The sequence below is a fragment of the Sphingomicrobium astaxanthinifaciens genome (assembly GCF_022865105.1).
Lineage (GTDB): Bacteria > Pseudomonadota > Alphaproteobacteria > Sphingomonadales > Sphingomonadaceae > Sphingomicrobium > Sphingomicrobium astaxanthinifaciens.
On the sequence record NZ_JAKNYM010000002.1, the window covers coordinates 1,082,017 to 1,098,783 of the forward strand.

A 16,767-nucleotide genomic window follows, 5' to 3' on the forward strand; every position below is an offset into this window, starting at 1 on the left:
ATCGGCATGTCGGGCGGAGCGGCGAGCAAGCGCCTTTCGGGCAGCGAGGAAGATGGGCGAACGCTAGGGAAACGCGGATCGGCTGTCGACACTCTTGCCCAACGCCCCGGCCCACGCTAGGGCATCCTCCGAATTCTAATGAAAGGGAATATTTCATGAGCGATACTGCCGATCGGGTGAAGAAGATCGTCGTCGAGCATCTCGGTGTTGACGCCGAAAAGGTGACCGAAGATGCCCGCTTCATCGACGATCTGGGTGCGGACAGCCTCGACATCGTCGAACTGGTGATGGCCTTCGAGGAAGAGTTCGGCGTGGAAATCCCCGACGATGCGGCGGAAGACATCGCCACCGTCAAGGATGCGATTACCTACATCGAGAAGAACAAGGGCTAAGCCCTGCTGATGGCTGTGGCACGGACAGGCTCGTTCGCGCGGCAGGCATGACCGGCATATTCGCAGGCTCAGCCCGGTATCCCCGGGTCTGAGCCTGTTGCCGTTTTTAGGAGAATCTTATGCGACGCGTCGTCGTTACCGGTCTCGGCCTCGTCACCCCGCTCGGCGGCGATGTGGAGACCAGCTGGAAGAACATCCTCGCGGGCAAGTCGGGGGCGGGCAAGATCACCCGCTTCGATACCGAGGGCCACAAGTGCCACATCGCCTGCGAGGTGAAGCCCGCCGACCATGACTATGGCTTCGACCCCGACAAGCGCGTCGACAGCAAGGTGCAGCGGCAGGTCGATCCCTTCATCGTCTATGGCATCGATGCCGCGGGGCAGGCGATCGAGGATGCCGGGCTCACCGACATGAGCGAAGAGATGAAGGTCCGCGCGGGCTGCTCGATCGGCTCGGGCATCGGCGGGTTGCCGGGGATCGAGAAGGAGAGCCTCGTACTCGCCAACAAGGGGCCGGGCCGCGTCTCGCCCCACTTCGTCCACGGCCGCCTCATCAATCTCATCTCGGGGCAGGTCTCGATCAAATACGGCCTCAAGGGGCCCAACCATGCGGTCGTCACCGCCTGCTCGACCGGCGCGCATTCGATCGGCGATGCCGCGCGGATGATCCGCGACGACGATGCCGACATCATGCTCGCGGGCGGCGCCGAGGCGACCATCTGCCCGATCGGCATCGCTGGCTTCGCGCAGGCGCGCGCGCTCTCGACCAATTTCAACGACCAACCCGAAAAGGCCTCGCGCCCCTATGACAAGGACCGCGACGGGTTCGTCATGGGCGAGGGCGCGGGGGTCGTCGTGCTCGAGGAATATGAGCATGCCAAGAAGCGTGGCGCCAAGATCTACGCCGAGGTCGTCGGCTACGGGCTGTCGGGCGATGCCTATCACGTCACCGCTCCGCACCCCGATGGCGACGGCGCCTATCGCTCGATGGAGATGGCGCTCAAGAAGGCCGGCATGACGCCCGCCGACGTCGATTACATCAACGCCCACGGCACCTCGACCCCGCTCGGCGACGAGCTCGAACTGGGCGCGGTGCGCAAGCTGTTCGGCGACGCGATCGACCATGTCTCGATGAGCTCGACCAAGTCGGCGATCGGGCACCTGCTCGGCGGCGCGGGCGCGGTGGAGAGCATCTTCTGCATCCTCTCGATCCGCGACCAGGTCGTGCCCCCCACGCTCAACCTCGACAACCCCTCCGAAGGGGTCGCCGGGGTCGACCTCGTGCCGCACGAGGCCAAGCAGCGCGAGGTGCGCGCCGCGCTCAACAACAGCTTCGGCTTCGGCGGCACCAACGCCAGCCTCGTCATGAAGCGGGTCGAGGGCTAGCGGCTTGCTGCGGCGGCTGGTCTTCCTCGTCCTCGTCCTCGTCGGCGCGGCGGCGGCCTTCCTGGCCTTTTCCTGGTGGGGCGGCGGCCCGACCGAGGAGGAGACCGGGGTGATCGTCGCCGAGGGGACCAGCGTGGCCGCGCTCGGCGAGCAGCTCGCCGAGGACGGCCAGATCGACCTGTCGCCGGGGCTGTGGCGGCTCAACGCGCGGCTGTTCGGCGGCGGCGATCCCATCCGCGCGGGCGAGTTCACCATCCCGCCGGGCACCAGCGCGGCGGGGATTCTCGACATCGTCCAGCACGCGCGCCCGGTGCAGCGCTTCATCACCATCCCCGAGGGCATGCCCTCGGTGCTGGTGCGCGAGCGGGTGCAGGCGACCGACCTGCTCGTCGGCGAGGCCCCGCTGCCCGCCGAAGGCACCGTGCTGCCGCAGACCTACAGCTTCCAGCGCGGCGACAGCCGCGCCGCGGTGATCGCCCGGATGCAGGAGGCGATGAGCCAGACGCTGGAAGAGTTGTGGCCGACCCGCACCGAGCGCAGCGTCGTCGAGACGCCGGCGGAAGCGGTCATCCTCGCCTCGATCGTCGAGAAGGAAACCGCCAAACCGTCCGAGCGGCGCATGGTCGCCGGCGTCTATTCCAACCGCTTGCGCATCGGCATGAAGCTCGATGCCGATCCGACGGTCATCTATCCGATCACCAAGGGCAAGCCGCTCGGCCGCCGCATCCGCCGCTCCGAGCTCAACGACGTCAACGACTACAACACCTATGCTATGGCCGGGCTGCCGGCGGGGCCGATCGCCAACCCGGGACGCGAGAGCATCGCCGCGGTGCTCGATCCGGCCGAGACCGACGCGCTCTATTTCGTCGCCGACGGGACCGGCGGGCACGTTTTCGCGAGCACGCTCGAGGAGCATAATCGCAATGTCGCCAAATGGTACGAGATCCGCCGCCGCCGCGGCGAGATGTGAGCGCGCCGCCCGGTCGGCGGCGCGCGGTCAGACCAGCGCTTCTTCCTTGATATAGCCGACCAGCCGGTCGGGACCGCCATAGCCCCAGACCCAGCCGCCGCGGCTGTCGAGCAGTTCGAACGAATCGCCCGCCGCCAGCTGCGTCACCAATTCGCTGTCGCAGTCGGGCTCGGCGCGCAGCGGCGCGGCGCGGCGCATCTCGCGCTTCACGGGAGCGGCATAATGGGAGGCGATGACCGTGCCCGCGAGGGCGACGTCGGCAAGGTCCTTGCGATAGGCATGGCGGCGCGGGTCGGGCAGCTCGGCCGAGGTGCCCGCAAGGTCGAATTCCCTAGTGGGTGGCGGCAAGAGCCTGGCGGTCCCCGTGCTGGTATTCGCGCTCGCGCTCGCGCTCGCGTTCGCGGTCGCGCTCGATGCCGCCATTGCCGCCTTGGGCGCGGAAGAGTTGTCTGAATTCGTCAAGGAAATCGGCCCCGTCGTTGGTGCGGACGATGAAGATGTTGCGTCGATCGTCCTGATCGCGTTCGCGGCGCAGATAGCCGAGGCCGCCCAGGGTATTCAAGGCGCGAGTGATGACCGGCTTGGAGACGCCCAGCGTCTGCGCCAGCCCGCGCACCGTATGCGGCCCGGGAGTGAGGTAGACGACGAGCAGCAGCGCCATCTGTCGATTGGTCAGGTCGGGCGAGCCGGAGCGGACGTAGCCGATGAGGGTCCGCATCCAGGTCGCCAGTGAAAGGTCGCCCATAGATCCCTCGGTTTCATAGTTCTGCCGTCGCGTACTGATGACAAAAACCGCCGAGCGGTGCGCTTTGTTTCGTCGCCTCACCGTTTTCATCGCAAATCCCAACCACTTGGGCGGAAGGGGGCACGGCCTATGGTCCGTAGCGCTCCTCGAGATAGGCGAAGGTGGCGCGCAGCCCGTAGGCCTCGCCCCCCTTGGGGCGCCCGGGCTTGGCGGTGGGGCGCCAGCCGAAGGTATCGAAATGGACCCAATCGCAATCGGGGATGAAGCGCTTGAGGAACAAGGCGGCGGTGATGCAACCGGCAAAGCTGCCCTGCGCGCTGTTCGACAGGTCGGCGATGCCGCTGGCGAGCATCTCGTCATAGCCCTCCCACAGCGGCATCCGCCAGACATCGTCGCCGACCGCGCCGCCGCGCGCGGCGATGGCGGCGGCGAGCGCGTCGTCGGTGGCAAACATCGCGGGGAGGTCGGGCCCGAGCGCGACGCGCGCGGCGCCGGTCAGCGTGGCGAAGTCGACCAAAAGGTCGGGCGCGGCCTCCTCGCCCGCCTTGTGCAGCGCATCGCCGAGGATCAGCCGCCCCTCGGCGTCGGTATTGTCGATCTCGACGGTCAGCCCCTTGCGGCTCGTGATGATGTCGCCGGGGCGGAAGCTCTCCTCGCTGATCGCATTCTCGACCGCGGGGATGAGGAGGTGGAGCCGCACGGGCAGGTTGCGCCCCATGACCATCAGCGCGAGCGCGAGCGCGTGCGCGGCGCCGCCCATGTCCTTCTTCATGAGGCGCATGCCGCTCGCCGCCTTGATGTCGAGCCCGCCCGAATCGAAGGCGACCCCCTTGCCGACCACGGCAAGCCGGGGGGCGTCCTCCTTGCCCCAGGTGAGTTCGATGAGGCGGGGGGCATGCTGGCGGCTCGCGGCCTTCCCGACGGCGTGGATCATCGGATAGCCCTGTTCGAGGGCATCGCCCTTGATGACCTCGACCTCAGCATGGAAGCGATCGGCAACCTCGCGGACCTGCGCCTCGATCCGGTCGGGGCCCATGTCGGCGGTGGGGGTGTCGATCATGTCGCGCACGAGCAGCGTCGCCTCGGCGGCGAGCGCGGTGCGCTCGATGTCGGCGGGGGCGTTGGTGAGGAGGGTGCGGGCCCCGCGCTCCTCCACATCGCTCTTGTAGCGGCCATAGCGGTGCTGGGCGAGGATCCAGCCCAGCTTGGCGGGGCCGGGGTCCTTGTCGCCCGCGAGCCGGTAGCGGCCCTCGGGCAGCTCCTCGGCGAGCTTGGCGAGGCACCAGGGGGACAGGTCGTCGACGTCGGCGACGGTGGTCACGACCGACCAGTCGTCCTCGCCCTCGCCCGGCAGCACCAGCCACTGATAGCCCTGCTTGCCCGTGTAGCGGCTGGCCTCGAGCAAGGTGCGGATGCGCGGCGGCTGGCTTTTCTTCCAGTCGTCGAAGCTGCCCTCGTCGACGAGGTGGATGGGATGGGCGTCCTGCCCCTGATCGGCGTTCAGAAGATCGGTCATGGTGGCTCAAAGCTTAGGGGCGTCGCTGCGGTCCGGGCAAGGGCGATCGAGCAGCGCTGGGGGACCATCGTCCACTTTGTCCACTTGTGGAACTTCGCCGCGGCCGGCGGCGATCACGGCATCGAGCGCGCGGTCGAAGGCGGGGGCATAGTCGCCCGCGCGCGCGGTGCCCGCGGCGATCGCCGCCGCGCGCGCCTCGGCCTTGCGGTCGAGGCGGCGCAGGAGCGCGAGGCCGAGGTGGCTGTCGTAGGTCTTCTTCTCGCCCACCAGTTCGCCGTCGCGATAATAATATTCGGTCTGCCCGCCAAGGCTGCGCTCGAGCAGCGTGTCGGCGAGCTTTTCGCGCGCCACGCTCAGCGCCTCCTCCCACGCGGCGGCGAAGAGTCGGTTGCGGCGGCGAAAGGCGTAGGCGGCGCTCGAGCTGCGGTCGGCGATACGGCACGCCTCGGTGACGATCCCGGTGGCCGCGAGGGTCTCGAGGAAGGCGATCTGCGCCAGGGTGGTCCAGCCGTCGTGGCGCGGTTCGGCGGGGAGCGGGGTCAGGTCGTCATGCGGCTCGGTCATGGCGCGCATTGAATCAGGAAAGGGGCGTGTAGGACAGGGGGCGGCTAGTCTGCCGAGGGATGGGTGCTAGCAACCCCGAAGCGAACTTAACTTCCGACCGGGCTGCAAACGACCCCAACAAGCGTACAGACACGATCAAGTGTGATCTGGGACTGCGGGAGACAACAAACCGTCCAAGATTTCGCCAAGACTCTAGCTATCACAATATAAAAAGACCGATTGGCTCGCGTCACAACGTCGAGCCAATCGGTCCTGTAGATCATCAGCTATATTGATCAGCGATCTGTGGGAACTTCTCTAAAACGAAACCGATCACTTTTCCCGGTCTCCTTACTTCGTGTAGAAAACCAAATGTCTGGCAGAGGTGTGATGTTTCCTGCTCGACCGGACGCGAAAATGATGAAGCTCCCGTCCCAGCTGATATAGGGCCGCGCGTCGAATCCGGGTCCGCTGAGTTCGGAGAGGTGGATAGCAGGTCCGAAATCCTCGGAGGTGCTTTCACGCGTTGCGTAAGGGCCCGCCGTCGATGCTCATATAAAGCCTACCACCTTGCCCCGCCAGACCGCTGGGTGGACGACGCGTGAAGATCATCACCTCTTGCCCGTTTTCCTCGTAAAAGGTTGGCGTTTCCTCCAACATCCCTGGCGTATTGATGTTGGGCCCGAGGCGGGTGGGTACGCTCCAGCCGTCCCGGCCCATTCGAGTGACATAGATATCATAGGCGAGGTCATCGCGATCACTGGAGAAGTATAATTTCTTGCCCGGCATCAAGGTGGGGCAGGCCTCGTTTGCGTCCGGTCGATTGACTGGCGCAGGCAGAGGAGAAGCTGGACCGAATTCGTCAGCACGGCTGTTCCGGCTGGCCATGAAAAGGTCCTGGCTGCCGTTGCGATTCGAGTTGAAGACGATGGTCAGGCCATCAGGCGAATGGCTGGCGCATCCATCGACTACGGCCGTGTTGATATCGGGATTCGATATGACGTTGAGGTTTTGAGGAGGATTCCAAACCTGCCAGTTTTTCGCGGTAGCGCCGGAAACGCAGAAAAAAGCGAACAAAGACGATGTGATTAGAAGCTTTTTAGTCATGACATCACTCCTAAGTTCACCCTGCGGGGGATGTGCGCGAACGACACCCCGGCTTTGAGTCGAAGGCGTCTCGGCACATCGACCTGGAAAGAGCGCCTAGATTTCTGGAAAGTCAAATATAACTAACGCAGATCAATGTTTGCATTAGTATATTGGCCGAGCATTTTTACGCTTCCCAGCCCCTTCACTGCGTTCGTCACTCGCTCGGGATGAGCGTGATCGCGTCCTGCCGCCCGTCGAGGTAGCGCACGGTTTCGCCATCGAACCATGCGTCTTCCTCGCTGCGGAAATCGACCCGTCGGCCGCCCCATTCGGGGACCGCATTGTAGGTGGTCAGCTCGATCGACCAGGCGGTGTCGGCGCGGACCGGGGCGGCGCCGCGCGGGTCGGCCTCCTGATTGTCCCAGAAGCCGATGGCGGGGCCGGCGCCGTGGCCGTGCAGCCCGATGGGGTGCGAGTAGATCGACGGGTCGTAGCCCTCGGCGATCGCCTGTGCACGGGCGCGCGCGAGGATGGTATTGCCGGGCTCGCCCTCGCGAAAACTTTCCCGCAGGATGTCGGCGACGCGCTTGGTGGCCTCGAGGCCTGCGCGAAGGCCCGCGGGGGCCTGCGTCTCGCCGGGCTTGAGGACGTAGGCAAGGTGCTGGGTGTCGGTGTTGAGGCGCAAATAGGTGAGGCCGAAGTCGGTCCACAGCAGGTCGCCGGGCTCGATCACCCGATCGTTGTAGAGCATGCCCTCTTCGCCCTCGCGCTGGATGGCGACGCTGGGGTGGAACCACGGCTGGAGCCCGAGGCGCGCGAGCCGCTCGCGCATCCACCAGCGCACTTGCGAGGTGGTGGTCACGCCGGGGGTGATGACCTGGCGGGAGAAGGCCTCGGCGATGATGGCGTGGGCGATGCGCACGATGCCGGGGTAGAGGGCGAGCTCGGTCGGGGTGCGGGTCTCGAGCCAGCGGATGGAGAGATCCTCGCCCGAGATGATGCGCTCTTCCAGATGGTCGGGGAGCGCGTCCATCATCAGCTTCCACTGGCTGTGGGTCATGCCGTCAGCGAAGGCCGAGAGGTCGGAGGTGTTGACGGCGATGGTCTCGGGATCGCGGTCGGCGATGAGCTCGGCGAGCGCGGCCCACTGGTCGGGCTGGTCGGCGGGATCCCAGCTGACCTCGAAGAAATCGGCGATGCCGTAGCGCGAGACGCTAAGCCGCTCGATCGGCTGGCCCTCGCCGGGGTCGTGGAAGACGAGGATGGTGCGGCGGCGCGCCGAAAATTCCTCGCCGCTCAACATCGAGGCGGTGACGGGGTCCTCGAAATACTCGCGCGCCATCAGTACCCACAGGTCGACGCCCTCGGCGCGCATGACGGCTGGCAGGACGGTCTCGAAACGCTCGGCGAGGATGCGGTCGATGACCTCGGCGCGCTCCTTCATCGGCAGGATGGCGGGAAGGGAGGGCGCGGGGTCCTCGACGTCAGTGAGCGGGAGGATGGGCTGGGCGGCGCCTAGGGCGAGGGCAAGGCTGAGCATATACGGTCCCGACTGTTCGTGTCGGGACCGTTATAAGCGTGGATGAGGGCGAGGCTAGAGGCTAGGCGACGGGCGCGCCAAACAGGTCGTGCTCGTCGGCGTCCTCGATCGTCACGCGGGCAAAATCGCCGGGCTGGAGGTGGCCGGCGTCGCGCAGGTGCACCTCGCCGTCGATCTCGGGCGCGTCGGCCTTCGAGCGGCCGGTGGCACCGCCGGTCTCGGGATCGACGAGGTCGATGATGACGTCCTGCGTGGAGCCGATCTTGGCCTTGAGCTTGTCGGCGCTGATCTTCGCGGTGAGCTCCATCAGGCGGGCGTAGCGCTCTTCCTTGACCTCTTCGGGGACCGCGCCGGGCAGGTCGTTGGCCGCCGCGCCCTCGACGGGTTCGAAGCGGAAGGCGCCGACGCGGTCGAGCTGCGCTTCGGTGAGCCAGTCCATGAGATATTGGAAGTCTTCCTCGGTCTCGCCGGGGAAGCCGAGGACGAAGCTCGAGCGCACCGCGATGTCGGGGCAGATCGAGCGCCAGTGCGCGAGGCGCTCGAGCACCTTGGCCTCGTTGGCGGGGCGGCGCATCGCCTTCAGGACCTTGGGGCTGGCGTGCTGGAAGGGGATGTCGAGATAGGGGGTGAGCTTGCCCTCCGCCATCAGCGGGATGACGCGGTCGACATGGGGGTAGGGGTAGACATAGTGGAGGCGGATCCACGGGGTCTCGCCCTCGGGGGTCTTGAGGTTGCCGAGATGCTCGGCCAGGTCGAGCATGCGGGCGGAAATTTCCTCGCCCTTCCAGTTCCACGTCTGGTTCTTGAGGTCGATGCCGTAGGCCGAGGTGTCCTGGCTGATGACCAGCAGTTCCCTGGTGCCCGCGGCGACGAGCTTCTCGGCCTCGCGCAGCACCGCATCGGGGCGCCGGCTGGCGAGGTCGCCGCGAATGCTCGGAATGATGCAGAAGCTGCAGCGGTGGTTGCAGCCTTCGCTGATCTTCACATAGCTGTAGTGGCGCGGGGTGAGCTTGGCCTCGGGCAGCTGCGGGACGAGGTCGACATAGGGGCTGAGGCTGGGCGGGACCGCCTCGTGCACCGCGCCGACGACCTGTTCGTACTGCTGGGGGCCGGTGACCGCGAGCACCTTGGGGTGCGTCTTCATGATGAGGTCGGCCTCGTTGCCGAGGCAGCCGGTGACGATGACGCGGCCGTTTTCGGCGATCGCCTCGCCGATCGCCTCGAGGCTTTCCTCCTTGGCGCTGTCGAGGAAGCCGCAGGTGTTGACGAGCACGACGTCGGCGCCGTCATAGTCGGGGCTCATGGCATAGCCGTCGGCGCGCAGCCTGGTGAGGATGCGTTCGGAATCGACCAGCGCCTTGGGACAGCCGAGCGAAACCATGCCCACTTTGGGCGGCGAGGGGATCTTGGTTGCCATGATGGCCGCGCCCTTACGGACAAATTGCGGCGAAATCCAGAACCTTCAGATGCTTAATAGGTCTCGGCGGTCAGCTCGACCGCGTCGAAGTTGCCTGCGGCAAGGTCCTCGGGCCGGATCCAATATTGGTAGACGCCCTCGTCGAAATGATGGCCGATCGGGATATTGGCCCCCAGTTCGAGGAGCAGCAGCCATTCGCCGACGCGTTCCTCGGCCTCCATCTGCACGAAGGTGGGGGCGGAAAAGGCGCGCGCGTCGCCGGCGCTGAAGCGGTGGCGGTGGCGCACCATGGCGAGCGCGGCTTCCCCGACCGGCTCGCCCGCCGACAGGCTGGCCTCGATCGCGTCGACCGTGATCGCCTCGAGGCAGGGGGCCGAGAATTTGTGGTGGCGGCGCAGCAGCTTCCAGAAGTCGTTGGCAGCGGTGCGCGACAGGTCGCGGCCCGCCTTGTGCGCGCGCTCGATCTTGCCGCGCCAAGTCTTGAGATCGGCGGCGAGCGCCTTGGCTTCCTTCTGGTTGCCGGGGCGCTCGGCGCTGGCCTGGAGCCGCGCGAGGTGGCCGCAGGCGATGCGGATCGAGCGCCAGCTGGCGGGGAAGGCCTCAAAGGGGCGGTTGGGCTTGCCCTGCGCGTCGAGGCTGACCTTGAAGGGCGCGCAATCGCCGAGCTCGGATTCGAGCGTGGCGACCTGCGCGGCGGCGGTGTCGCGGTCGATCGCGCCGGGCCAGAAGGGCTGGTCCTGCATCTCGTCGCGGTCGGGGCGGGCGTGGAGGACGACCGGCTCGAAGCTCCAGTAGGGGAGCAGGCGCGGCCAGTCCTCGGCCGTCGACGGCCAGCCCCAGACGGCAGGGCTTTCATAGAGGTGGGGGAGCGCGGCGGGGGCGAGCGGCTGGTCGGCGGCGACATGGACGACCTTCCACTGCCAATAGGCGCCCCAGTGCAGGTCCATGAAGAAGAGGAGGCGGCCGCTGGCGGGGAGCAGCTGGAAGCTGGCCGCGGCGGGCACCTCGGCGCAATCGAGCGAGGCGATGAAGGACAAGGCGCGCTCTTCGCCCTCGGGGGTGGTGAAGGTGGGCCATTCGAAGCCCTCGGGGACCTGCGGCACGCCGCCCCAGTGGCTGCCATGGTCGAGGAGGGGCGGGAGGTGCTGACGGAACATGACCGCCTGTTCGCGCGCCCGGCGCAGCGCGGGATGGGCGCGGCGCGGCCGCGGCGGGGCGGCGGGCGCGGTGGCGGCGTCAAGAGGCTCGATCGCGTCTACGGGCGCGAGTTCGGTCTCGATCCGGTCCTGGAGGTCGTGGACCTCGTTGGATTCGGGCGGCGCGGTCGCCGCATCCTCGGCGGGTCGCGGGGCCGGGCGCGCGGGCCGGGGCGGGAGCTTGGGGGGCTTGGCGAACTTTTCCTCGGCGGCCATTTCCTGCGCCTGTCCGGCGAGCCGCGCGAGCCGCGTCGCGGCCTGTTCGGGCGCATCGCGGTGATCTGGCGTTGAACGGCGCTTGCCGAATGTCTTCCTAATCATGGCCACCCCTTATCTGATGGGATGGTGACGAGAAGAGGTTTCGGAAGTGTATACTTTGGCGGAACGACCGGCGTAGAGTTTCAGCCGGTCTTGCAGGCGGGGAAGGCGTGGCCGGGGATGATTTCGATGATGCGGTCGCCGGCGCGCAGTTCCTTGGCGCCTTCTTCCCAGAAGCCGATCGCCTTGCCCTCGCGCAGGATGCGCACCCCGAGCCCGATTGCGGCGTCGGACAGCGACTTGCCGATCTCGAACTTCTCGATCTCGCGTTCGTGCAGGCGGACGCGGCCGGTAGCCGAGGCGAGGTCGGCCATATAGTCGGCGATCCCCGCGCCATGCGCGCTGCCCGCGAGCAGGAGGCCGGCGAAGCTGGTCGGGTTGATCACGGTGGTGGCCCCCGCCGCGCGGGCGGGAAACTCGTTGTCCTCGGCGCGCACCGCGAGGCTGATGTGCAGCTTGGGACACAAATGGCGCGCGGTCAGGCAGATGAGGATCGAGGTATCGTCGCGCCCTGCCGAGATGATCATCGTCGAGGCCTGCCGCAGCCGCACCGCCTCCATCGTCTCGTCGCGAGTAGCGTCGGCCTGGAGGACGATGCAGCCCATCCGCTCGGCCTTGGCGATGCTGTCGGGGTTGAGGTCGACGACCACGATCTTGCGCGGGTCCTCGCCGCGCGCGATGAGTTCATCGACCGCCTCGCCGCCGGAGGTGCCGAAGCCCGCCACCACGATATGGCCGGTCAGGGTGCGTTGCAGTCGTCGCATGAGGAAGGTGTCCCAGGTTCGCTTGATGACGAAGGTGTAGGCGGTGCCGGCGAGGATCAAGATGAAGAAGATGCGCGCGGGCGTGACGACGAGCGCGTCGAACAGGCGCGCGCGTTCGGTCACCGGCACGATGTCGCCATAGCCGGTGGTGGTCGCCGAGATCATCGTGAAATAGATCACGTCGGCGAAGGACAGCTGCCCGTCGGCATGGTCGACGAAGCTGTCGCGTTCGATCCAGTGGACCGCGATGATGAAGGACAGGAGCGCGAACAGGAGCCCGATGCGGATCCCGAACTGCGCCCAGCCCGACAGCGGGCTCTTCTGGCGCAGGAGGGGAATCTGCTGCCCGAGGCGGGGCGCCGGGGCAGTGGCGGGGCGCTCTTTGCGGTCCATCCTCGTCCCTTAAGCGGCTTTTGAAGGCGAGGAAAGATGTCTCTGCGCGGCGGGCGCGGCGGCCAAAGGGGGGCTATCGCCCAGGCGCGCCGCGGCCTCCTCGCGCCGTGCCTCCCATGCCGCGACGCGACGGCATCGCTCAGACGTCGATCGCGCCCTCGTCGAGCCCGGGGGCCTCGGCCTGGATGAAGGCGAAGCGATGCTCGGGTTTCTTGCCCATCAGCCGGTCGACCACGTCGCGCGCGGGCTGCTGGTCCTGGTAGTCGGCGGGCAGGGTGATGCGGATGAGGCTGCGGCTCGCGGGATCCATGGTGGTCTCCTTGAGCTGGCCGGGGTTCATCTCGCCGAGCCCCTTGAAGCGCGCGACCTCGACCTTCTTGCCCTTGAAGTGCTTTTCCTCGAGCTCGGCGCGGTGCGCATCGTCGCGCGCGTAGAGCGATTTCGACCCCGAGGTCAGGCGGTAGAGCGGGGGCTGCGCGAGGAAGAGCCGCCCGCGCTTCACCAACTCGGGCATCTCCTGGAAGAAGAAGGTCATCAGCAAGGTGGCGATATGCGCGCCGTCGACGTCGGCGTCGGTCATGATGATGATCTTGTCGTAGCGCAGCGCGTCATCGTCATAATCGTCGCGCAGCCCGCAGCCGAGCGCGAGGCTCAGGTCGGCGATTTCCTGGTTGGCGCGGATCTTGTCGCGCGTCGCGCTGGCGACGTTGAGGATTTTGCCGCGGATCGGCAGGATCGCCTGCGTCTTGCGATTGCGCGCCTGCTTGGCGCTGCCGCCCGCCGAATCGCCCTCGACGATGAATAGTTCGGTCTCGCCCTCGTCGGAGCCCGAATTGGCGCAGTCGGTGAGCTTGCCGGGCAGGCGCAGCTTCTTGGCGCTGGTCGCGGTCTTGCGCTTGACCTCGCGCTCGGCGCGGCGCCGGAGGCGCTCGTCCATCCGTTCGAGCACGGCGCCCAGCAGCGCGCGCCCGCGGTCCATGTTGTCGGCGAGATAATGGTCGAAATGGTCGCGCACCGCATTCTCGACGAAGCGCGCCGCCTCGAGGCTGGTCAGCCGGTCCTTGGTCTGGCTCTGGAAATGGGGATCGCGGATGAAGACCGAGAGCAGGCACTCGATCCCGCCGAACAGGTCGTCGGCGTTGATCTTGGCCGCCTTCTTCTCGCCGACGAGGTCGCCGAACGCGCGCAGCCCCTTGGTCAGCGCGGCGCGCAGCCCCGCCTCGTGGGTGCCCCCGTCGGGGGTGGGGATGGTGTTGCAGTAATAGCGCTGATAGCCGTCGGTCCACAGCGGCCAGGAGATCGCCCATTCGCAGCGGCCCTGCCCGTCGGGAAAGTCCTGGCTGCCGGTGAAGGGCGGGGTGGTGATCATCCCGCGCTCGCCGAGCATCTCGGCAAGATGGTCGGCGAGCCCGTTGTCGAACTTGAAGACCGCCTGCTCGGGCACCTCGTCGGTGGCGAGCGCGGGAGCGCATTTCCAGCGGATCTCGACCCCGCCGTAGAGATAGGCCTTCGAGCGCGCGAGGTCGTGCAGCCGCTTGGGGTTGAAGCGCGCCTCCTTGCCGAAGATCTCGGGGTCGGGGGTGAAGCTGACCTTGGTGCCGCGGCGGTTGGGGGCGGCGCCGACCTCCTCGAGCCGGCTCGTGGCATGCCCCCGCGCGAAGCATTGGCGGTAGAGCGTCTTGTCGCGCGCGACCTCGACCACCGTGTCGCTCGACAGCGCGTTGACGACGCTGACCCCGACCCCGTGAAGGCCGCCCGAGGTGGCATAGGCCTTGCCCTCGAACTTGCCGCCCGAGTGGAGCGTGGTGAGGATGACCTCGAGCGCCGACTTGTCCTTGAACTTGGGATGCGGGTCGATCGGGATGCCGCGGCCGTTGTCAGCGATCGTCAGCCGGTTGCCCTCGTCGAGTTCGATCTCGATCCGGCTGGCGTGCCCGGCGACCGCCTCGTCCATCGAATTGTCGATCACCTCGGCGGCGAGGTGATGGAGCGCGCGCGCGTCGGTGCCGCCGATATACATGCCGGGGCGGCGGCGCACCGGCTCGAGCCCCTCGAGGACCTCGATCGAGGAGGCGTCGTAATCGGACGGGGTGGCGGGCGTGTTGGATTCGAACAGGTCTGACATCAGGCACCGGGTATAGGCGGGGCGACGCGCGCGTGCCAAGCGCCAAGCGGCGAGCGCGACAATGCCCCCCGCAAAGACGCGCAATCACGCGATATTTGCATTTGCCCGGCGCTCGTCAAGATCTTGAAATCGGGGAATTCCGAACAAAATTCCTTGCTGCGCCGGATGCCAATCGGGTCCGGCGGCGGGTCGGTGCGAGACAGGCTCGTCCGCCCGCATCATGTTGCTCAATCAAGGAGGACATCCCATGCGTAGTGCATTCGACTTTTCGCCTTTCCGCCGTTCGACGATCGGGTTCGATCGCCTGTTCGACCTGCTCGAGAACCAGACCGGGAACACGGGCGAGAACTACCCGCCCTTCGACCTCGTCAAGACCGGCGAGAACGATTACCGCATCGACATCGCGGTCGCCGGCTTCACGCGCGAGGAAATCGACATCACCGCCCAGCAGAACCAGCTGGTGGTCACCGGGCGCAAGCGCGACGACGAAGAGGTGGACTATGTCCATCGCGGGATCGCGACGCGCGCGTTCGAGCGCCGCTTCGGGCTGGCCGACCATATCCGCGTGACCGATGCGGACATGGCCGACGGGCTGCTGTCGATCAGCCTCGTGCGCGAGATCCCCGAGGCGATGAAGCCGCGCAAGATCGCCATCGGCGGCGACGAGCAGCGGCAGATCGAGGGCAAGGCGTCGAAGAAGGAAAAGACCGACGCCTGATCCGCGTTGACGGAAAGACGCTTCGGACCGGCGCGCCCCTCGGCGCGCCGGTTTTTTCTTGTGCGCGCGCAAGGGCGATCGACCCCCCGTCGGCTTGCATCGGGCGACGGACGGGGACAAAGCTCGCTGTCTGAAAAGGGGGAATGATGGGAGCGATCGGATGGAGCGTGGTGGCGGCGGTGCTGGTGCTGGCCGCGCCCTTCATGCTCGGCGCGCTGGCGGCGGGGCCGGTGGGGATCGGGGTCGGCACGCTGTTCGGGCTGTTCATCGGCATTCCCGCCGCCATCGCGTTCGGGGCGCTGTTCTTCACGCTGTCATACTGGCCCTGGCACCCACTATTGTTGCCGCCGGTGGCGGCGGCGGTGCCGCCGTTGCTCCTGTGGGCGCAGGCGCGCTGGAAGTGGCCGCTGGACGGCGACCTGTTCGGGATGATGCGGCTGGCCGCCATCGCCGGAATGGTCGGCGGGATCGTGCTGATCCGCCTCGATCCGCAAGGGCTTTGGACCTAGTGGGGGTCGTGCTTGCGGCGCTGGCGTCCTTTGCCGTGCTGGCGGGACATTGGGTGTGGCGGAACGGGCGGTCGACCGCGGGCGAGATCATCGGCTTCGGCCTCATGATGGCGGTGCTCATCGGGCTGCCGGCGCTGGTCGGCTATGGTTTGCTGTTCCTGCTGCTCGCGCTGGTCGGCCCGCCGGGACCGCTGGTGCCGGTGCTCGCTGCGGTCGTCCCGCCGCTCGCGCTGGCGGTGAAGATCAGGGAAGTGCCGCGGCGCTCGCTTTTCCATGGCGCGATGGCGGGGCTGGTTGGCGGGCTCGTGCTGCTGCACTTCGACCCCTTGGGTCACAGGGGTTGAAACGACGAAGGCCCCGGCAATTCGCCGAGGCCTTCATCGTTGTCCGGTCGCCTAGCGGACCCGCGGGCCGCCGAAGGGCAGCGGGGGCGGGGGCTTGCGGTCGCGGCGCGGCAGCTGCGCCTGGTAGGCGACCCCGCAATGGTCGACGCAATAGGGAAAGCCGGGGTTGGCCTTCTGCCCGCAGAAGTGGAAATCGGGTTCGCCCGGATGCCCCATCGGCCAGCGGCACACGCGGTCGTTGAGGTCGAGCAGGCTGGTCTTGTCCGCCACCTCTTCGGACGGCTTGGCGGGGATCAGCCGGCGCGGCGGGGCGGGCGGGATCGGCGCCTGCTGGTCCGAGGGACCCTGCCGCACGAAGCCGCCGGGGCCGACCGAGCGATATTGCGGCCCCTTGTCGCTCTTGCCGCTCGCGCTCGCCTTTTCGGGCGTCGGCTTGGCGGCGCGCTCGGGCGCGGGGCGGGCGGGCGCCGCCTTCTTCGCGGCGGGAGCGACCGCGGGGGCGTCCTTCTTGGGCGCGGGCGCCTTCTTGGGCGCCGCCTTGCGGGTGCCGGCCTTGGGCGCGGCGGCCTTCTTGGCGGGGGCCTTCTTGGCCGCCGCCTTCTTCTTGTCGCCCGACTTGACCGGCGAGGGGCGCGATTCGAGCCCGAGCCGATGCGCCTTGCCGATCACCGCGTTGCGGCTCACGCCGCCGAGGTCCTCGGCGATCTGGCTGGCGGTCTTGCCTTCGGCCCACATCGCTTTCAGCCGTTCGATCCGCTCGTCGGTCCAGCTCAATTTTCTCTCCACCCTCTGGGGTTCATCAT

Annotated in this window: 17 protein-coding genes; 6 read left to right on the forward strand and 11 right to left on the reverse strand. The window is 67.4% G+C overall.

Going from position 1 to position 16,767, the window contains the following annotated elements; genetic code table 11:
- Nucleotides 1-155: 155 nt before the first annotated feature.
- The 3 genes from L8951_RS09405 to mltG all read left to right on the forward strand — a co-directional run bounded on the left by L8951_RS09405 (nt 156) and on the right by mltG (nt 2,747).
- Entirely contained in the window at nt 156-392 is a 237-nt protein-coding gene (locus L8951_RS09405; protein ID WP_244382770.1) for an acyl carrier protein, read from the forward strand.
- Nucleotides 393-511: 119 nt separating this feature from the next.
- Nucleotides 512-1,777, forward strand: a complete 1,266-nt coding sequence (gene fabF, locus L8951_RS09410) for a beta-ketoacyl-ACP synthase II (RefSeq protein ID WP_244382771.1) — start codon at nt 512-514, stop codon at nt 1,775-1,777.
- Nucleotides 1,778-1,781: 4 nt separating this feature from the next.
- Nucleotides 1,782-2,747 carry an endolytic transglycosylase MltG gene (mltG, locus tag L8951_RS09415; RefSeq protein WP_244382772.1) on the forward strand — a complete coding sequence of 322 codons (966 nt, stop codon included), beginning with the start codon at nt 1,782-1,784 and terminating at the stop codon, nt 2,745-2,747.
- A gap of 27 nt (nt 2,748-2,774) precedes the next feature.
- Here the strand turns inward: mltG and L8951_RS09420 are convergent, their stop codons facing one another.
- The 10 genes from L8951_RS09420 to parE all read right to left on the reverse strand — a co-directional run bounded on the left by L8951_RS09420 (nt 2,775) and on the right by parE (nt 14,396).
- Entirely contained in the window at nt 2,775-3,095 is a 321-nt protein-coding gene (locus tag L8951_RS09420) for a hypothetical protein (protein WP_244382773.1), read from the reverse strand.
- Entirely contained in the window at nt 3,079-3,492 is a 414-nt protein-coding gene (locus tag L8951_RS09425; RefSeq protein WP_244383229.1) for a MarR family transcriptional regulator, read from the reverse strand. Before L8951_RS09425 ends, L8951_RS09420 begins: the two co-directional genes overlap by 17 nt.
- A 127-nt stretch (nt 3,493-3,619) precedes the next feature.
- The gene (locus L8951_RS09430; protein WP_244382774.1) at nt 3,620-5,008 is read right to left on the reverse strand and encodes a leucyl aminopeptidase family protein; all 1,389 of its coding nucleotides are present in this window, start codon (nt 5,006-5,008) and stop codon (nt 3,620-3,622) included.
- A 6-nt stretch (nt 5,009-5,014) separates the two neighbouring features.
- Nucleotides 5,015-5,572, reverse strand: coding sequence for a hypothetical protein (locus tag L8951_RS09435; protein WP_244382776.1), 558 nt, complete (start codon nt 5,570-5,572; stop codon nt 5,015-5,017).
- Between the two features lie 498 nt (nt 5,573-6,070).
- A complete protein-coding gene (locus L8951_RS09440; RefSeq protein WP_244382777.1) occupies nt 6,071-6,658 on the reverse strand; it encodes a TolB family protein in 588 nt (195 codons plus the stop codon).
- Between the two features lie 196 nt (nt 6,659-6,854).
- Entirely contained in the window at nt 6,855-8,180 is a 1,326-nt protein-coding gene (locus L8951_RS09445; RefSeq protein WP_244382778.1) for a M24 family metallopeptidase, read from the reverse strand.
- Between the two features lie 61 nt (nt 8,181-8,241).
- Entirely contained in the window at nt 8,242-9,597 is a 1,356-nt protein-coding gene (gene rimO, locus L8951_RS09450) for a 30S ribosomal protein S12 methylthiotransferase RimO (RefSeq protein ID WP_244382779.1), read from the reverse strand.
- 53 nt (nt 9,598-9,650) lie between these two features.
- On the reverse strand, nt 9,651-11,114 hold the full coding sequence (locus L8951_RS09455) for a DUF1963 domain-containing protein (protein WP_244382780.1): 1,464 nt from the start codon (nt 11,112-11,114) through the stop codon (nt 9,651-9,653).
- Nucleotides 11,115-11,194: 80 nt separating this feature from the next.
- Complete coding sequence (locus L8951_RS09460; RefSeq protein ID WP_244382781.1) at nt 11,195-12,268, reverse strand: potassium channel family protein; 1,074 nt, start codon at nt 12,266-12,268, stop codon at nt 11,195-11,197.
- A gap of 139 nt (nt 12,269-12,407) precedes the next feature.
- A complete protein-coding gene (gene parE, locus L8951_RS09465) occupies nt 12,408-14,396 on the reverse strand; it encodes a DNA topoisomerase IV subunit B (protein ID WP_244383230.1) in 1,989 nt (662 codons plus the stop codon).
- Between the two features lie 244 nt (nt 14,397-14,640).
- Here parE and L8951_RS09470 point away from each other — a divergent pair, with 244 nt between their 5' ends.
- From L8951_RS09470 to L8951_RS09480, 3 genes are all read left to right on the forward strand, one after another.
- Nucleotides 14,641-15,111: an Hsp20 family protein gene (locus L8951_RS09470; RefSeq protein WP_244382783.1), complete on the forward strand. Its 471-nt coding sequence runs from the start codon at nt 14,641-14,643 to the stop codon at nt 15,109-15,111.
- Nucleotides 15,112-15,254: 143 nt separating this feature from the next.
- A complete protein-coding gene (locus tag L8951_RS09475) occupies nt 15,255-15,620 on the forward strand; it encodes a hypothetical protein (protein ID WP_244382785.1) in 366 nt (121 codons plus the stop codon).
- On the forward strand, nt 15,620-15,964 hold the full coding sequence (locus tag L8951_RS09480; RefSeq protein ID WP_244382787.1) for a hypothetical protein: 345 nt from the start codon (nt 15,620-15,622) through the stop codon (nt 15,962-15,964). The genes L8951_RS09475 and L8951_RS09480 overlap by 1 nt, the downstream gene beginning before the upstream one ends.
- A 51-nt stretch (nt 15,965-16,015) precedes the next feature.
- Here the strand turns inward: L8951_RS09480 and L8951_RS09485 are convergent, their stop codons facing one another.
- Nucleotides 16,016-16,738: a GcrA family cell cycle regulator gene (locus L8951_RS09485; protein WP_244382789.1), complete on the reverse strand. Its 723-nt coding sequence runs from the start codon at nt 16,736-16,738 to the stop codon at nt 16,016-16,018.
- Nucleotides 16,739-16,767 lie beyond the last annotated feature (29 nt).

Bases quoted from the DNA above. Each gene is read 5' to 3' on its own strand.
- L8951_RS09405 (WP_244382770.1), top strand. From the start codon at position 156: ATGAGCGATACTGCCGATCGGGTGAAGAAGATCGTCGTCGAGCATCTC.
- fabF (WP_244382771.1), top strand. From the start codon at position 512: ATGCGACGCGTCGTCGTTACCGGTCTCGGCCTCGTCACCCCGCTCGGC.
- L8951_RS09425 (WP_244383229.1), bottom strand. From the start codon at position 3,492: ATGGGCGACCTTTCACTGGCGACCTGGATGCGGACCCTCATCGGCTAC.
- L8951_RS09430 (WP_244382774.1), bottom strand. From the start codon at position 5,008: ATGACCGATCTTCTGAACGCCGATCAGGGGCAGGACGCCCATCCCATC.
- L8951_RS09435 (WP_244382776.1), bottom strand. From the start codon at position 5,572: ATGACCGAGCCGCATGACGACCTGACCCCGCTCCCCGCCGAACCGCGC.
- L8951_RS09440 (WP_244382777.1), bottom strand. From the start codon at position 6,658: ATGACTAAAAAGCTTCTAATCACATCGTCTTTGTTCGCTTTTTTCTGC.
- L8951_RS09445 (WP_244382778.1), bottom strand. From the start codon at position 8,180: ATGCTCAGCCTTGCCCTCGCCCTAGGCGCCGCCCAGCCCATCCTCCCG.
- rimO (WP_244382779.1), bottom strand. From the start codon at position 9,597: ATGGCAACCAAGATCCCCTCGCCGCCCAAAGTGGGCATGGTTTCGCTC.
- L8951_RS09455 (WP_244382780.1), bottom strand. From the start codon at position 11,114: ATGATTAGGAAGACATTCGGCAAGCGCCGTTCAACGCCAGATCACCGC.
- L8951_RS09460 (WP_244382781.1), bottom strand. From the start codon at position 12,268: ATGGACCGCAAAGAGCGCCCCGCCACTGCCCCGGCGCCCCGCCTCGGG.
- L8951_RS09470 (WP_244382783.1), top strand. From the start codon at position 14,641: ATGCGTAGTGCATTCGACTTTTCGCCTTTCCGCCGTTCGACGATCGGG.
- L8951_RS09475 (WP_244382785.1), top strand. From the start codon at position 15,255: ATGATGGGAGCGATCGGATGGAGCGTGGTGGCGGCGGTGCTGGTGCTG.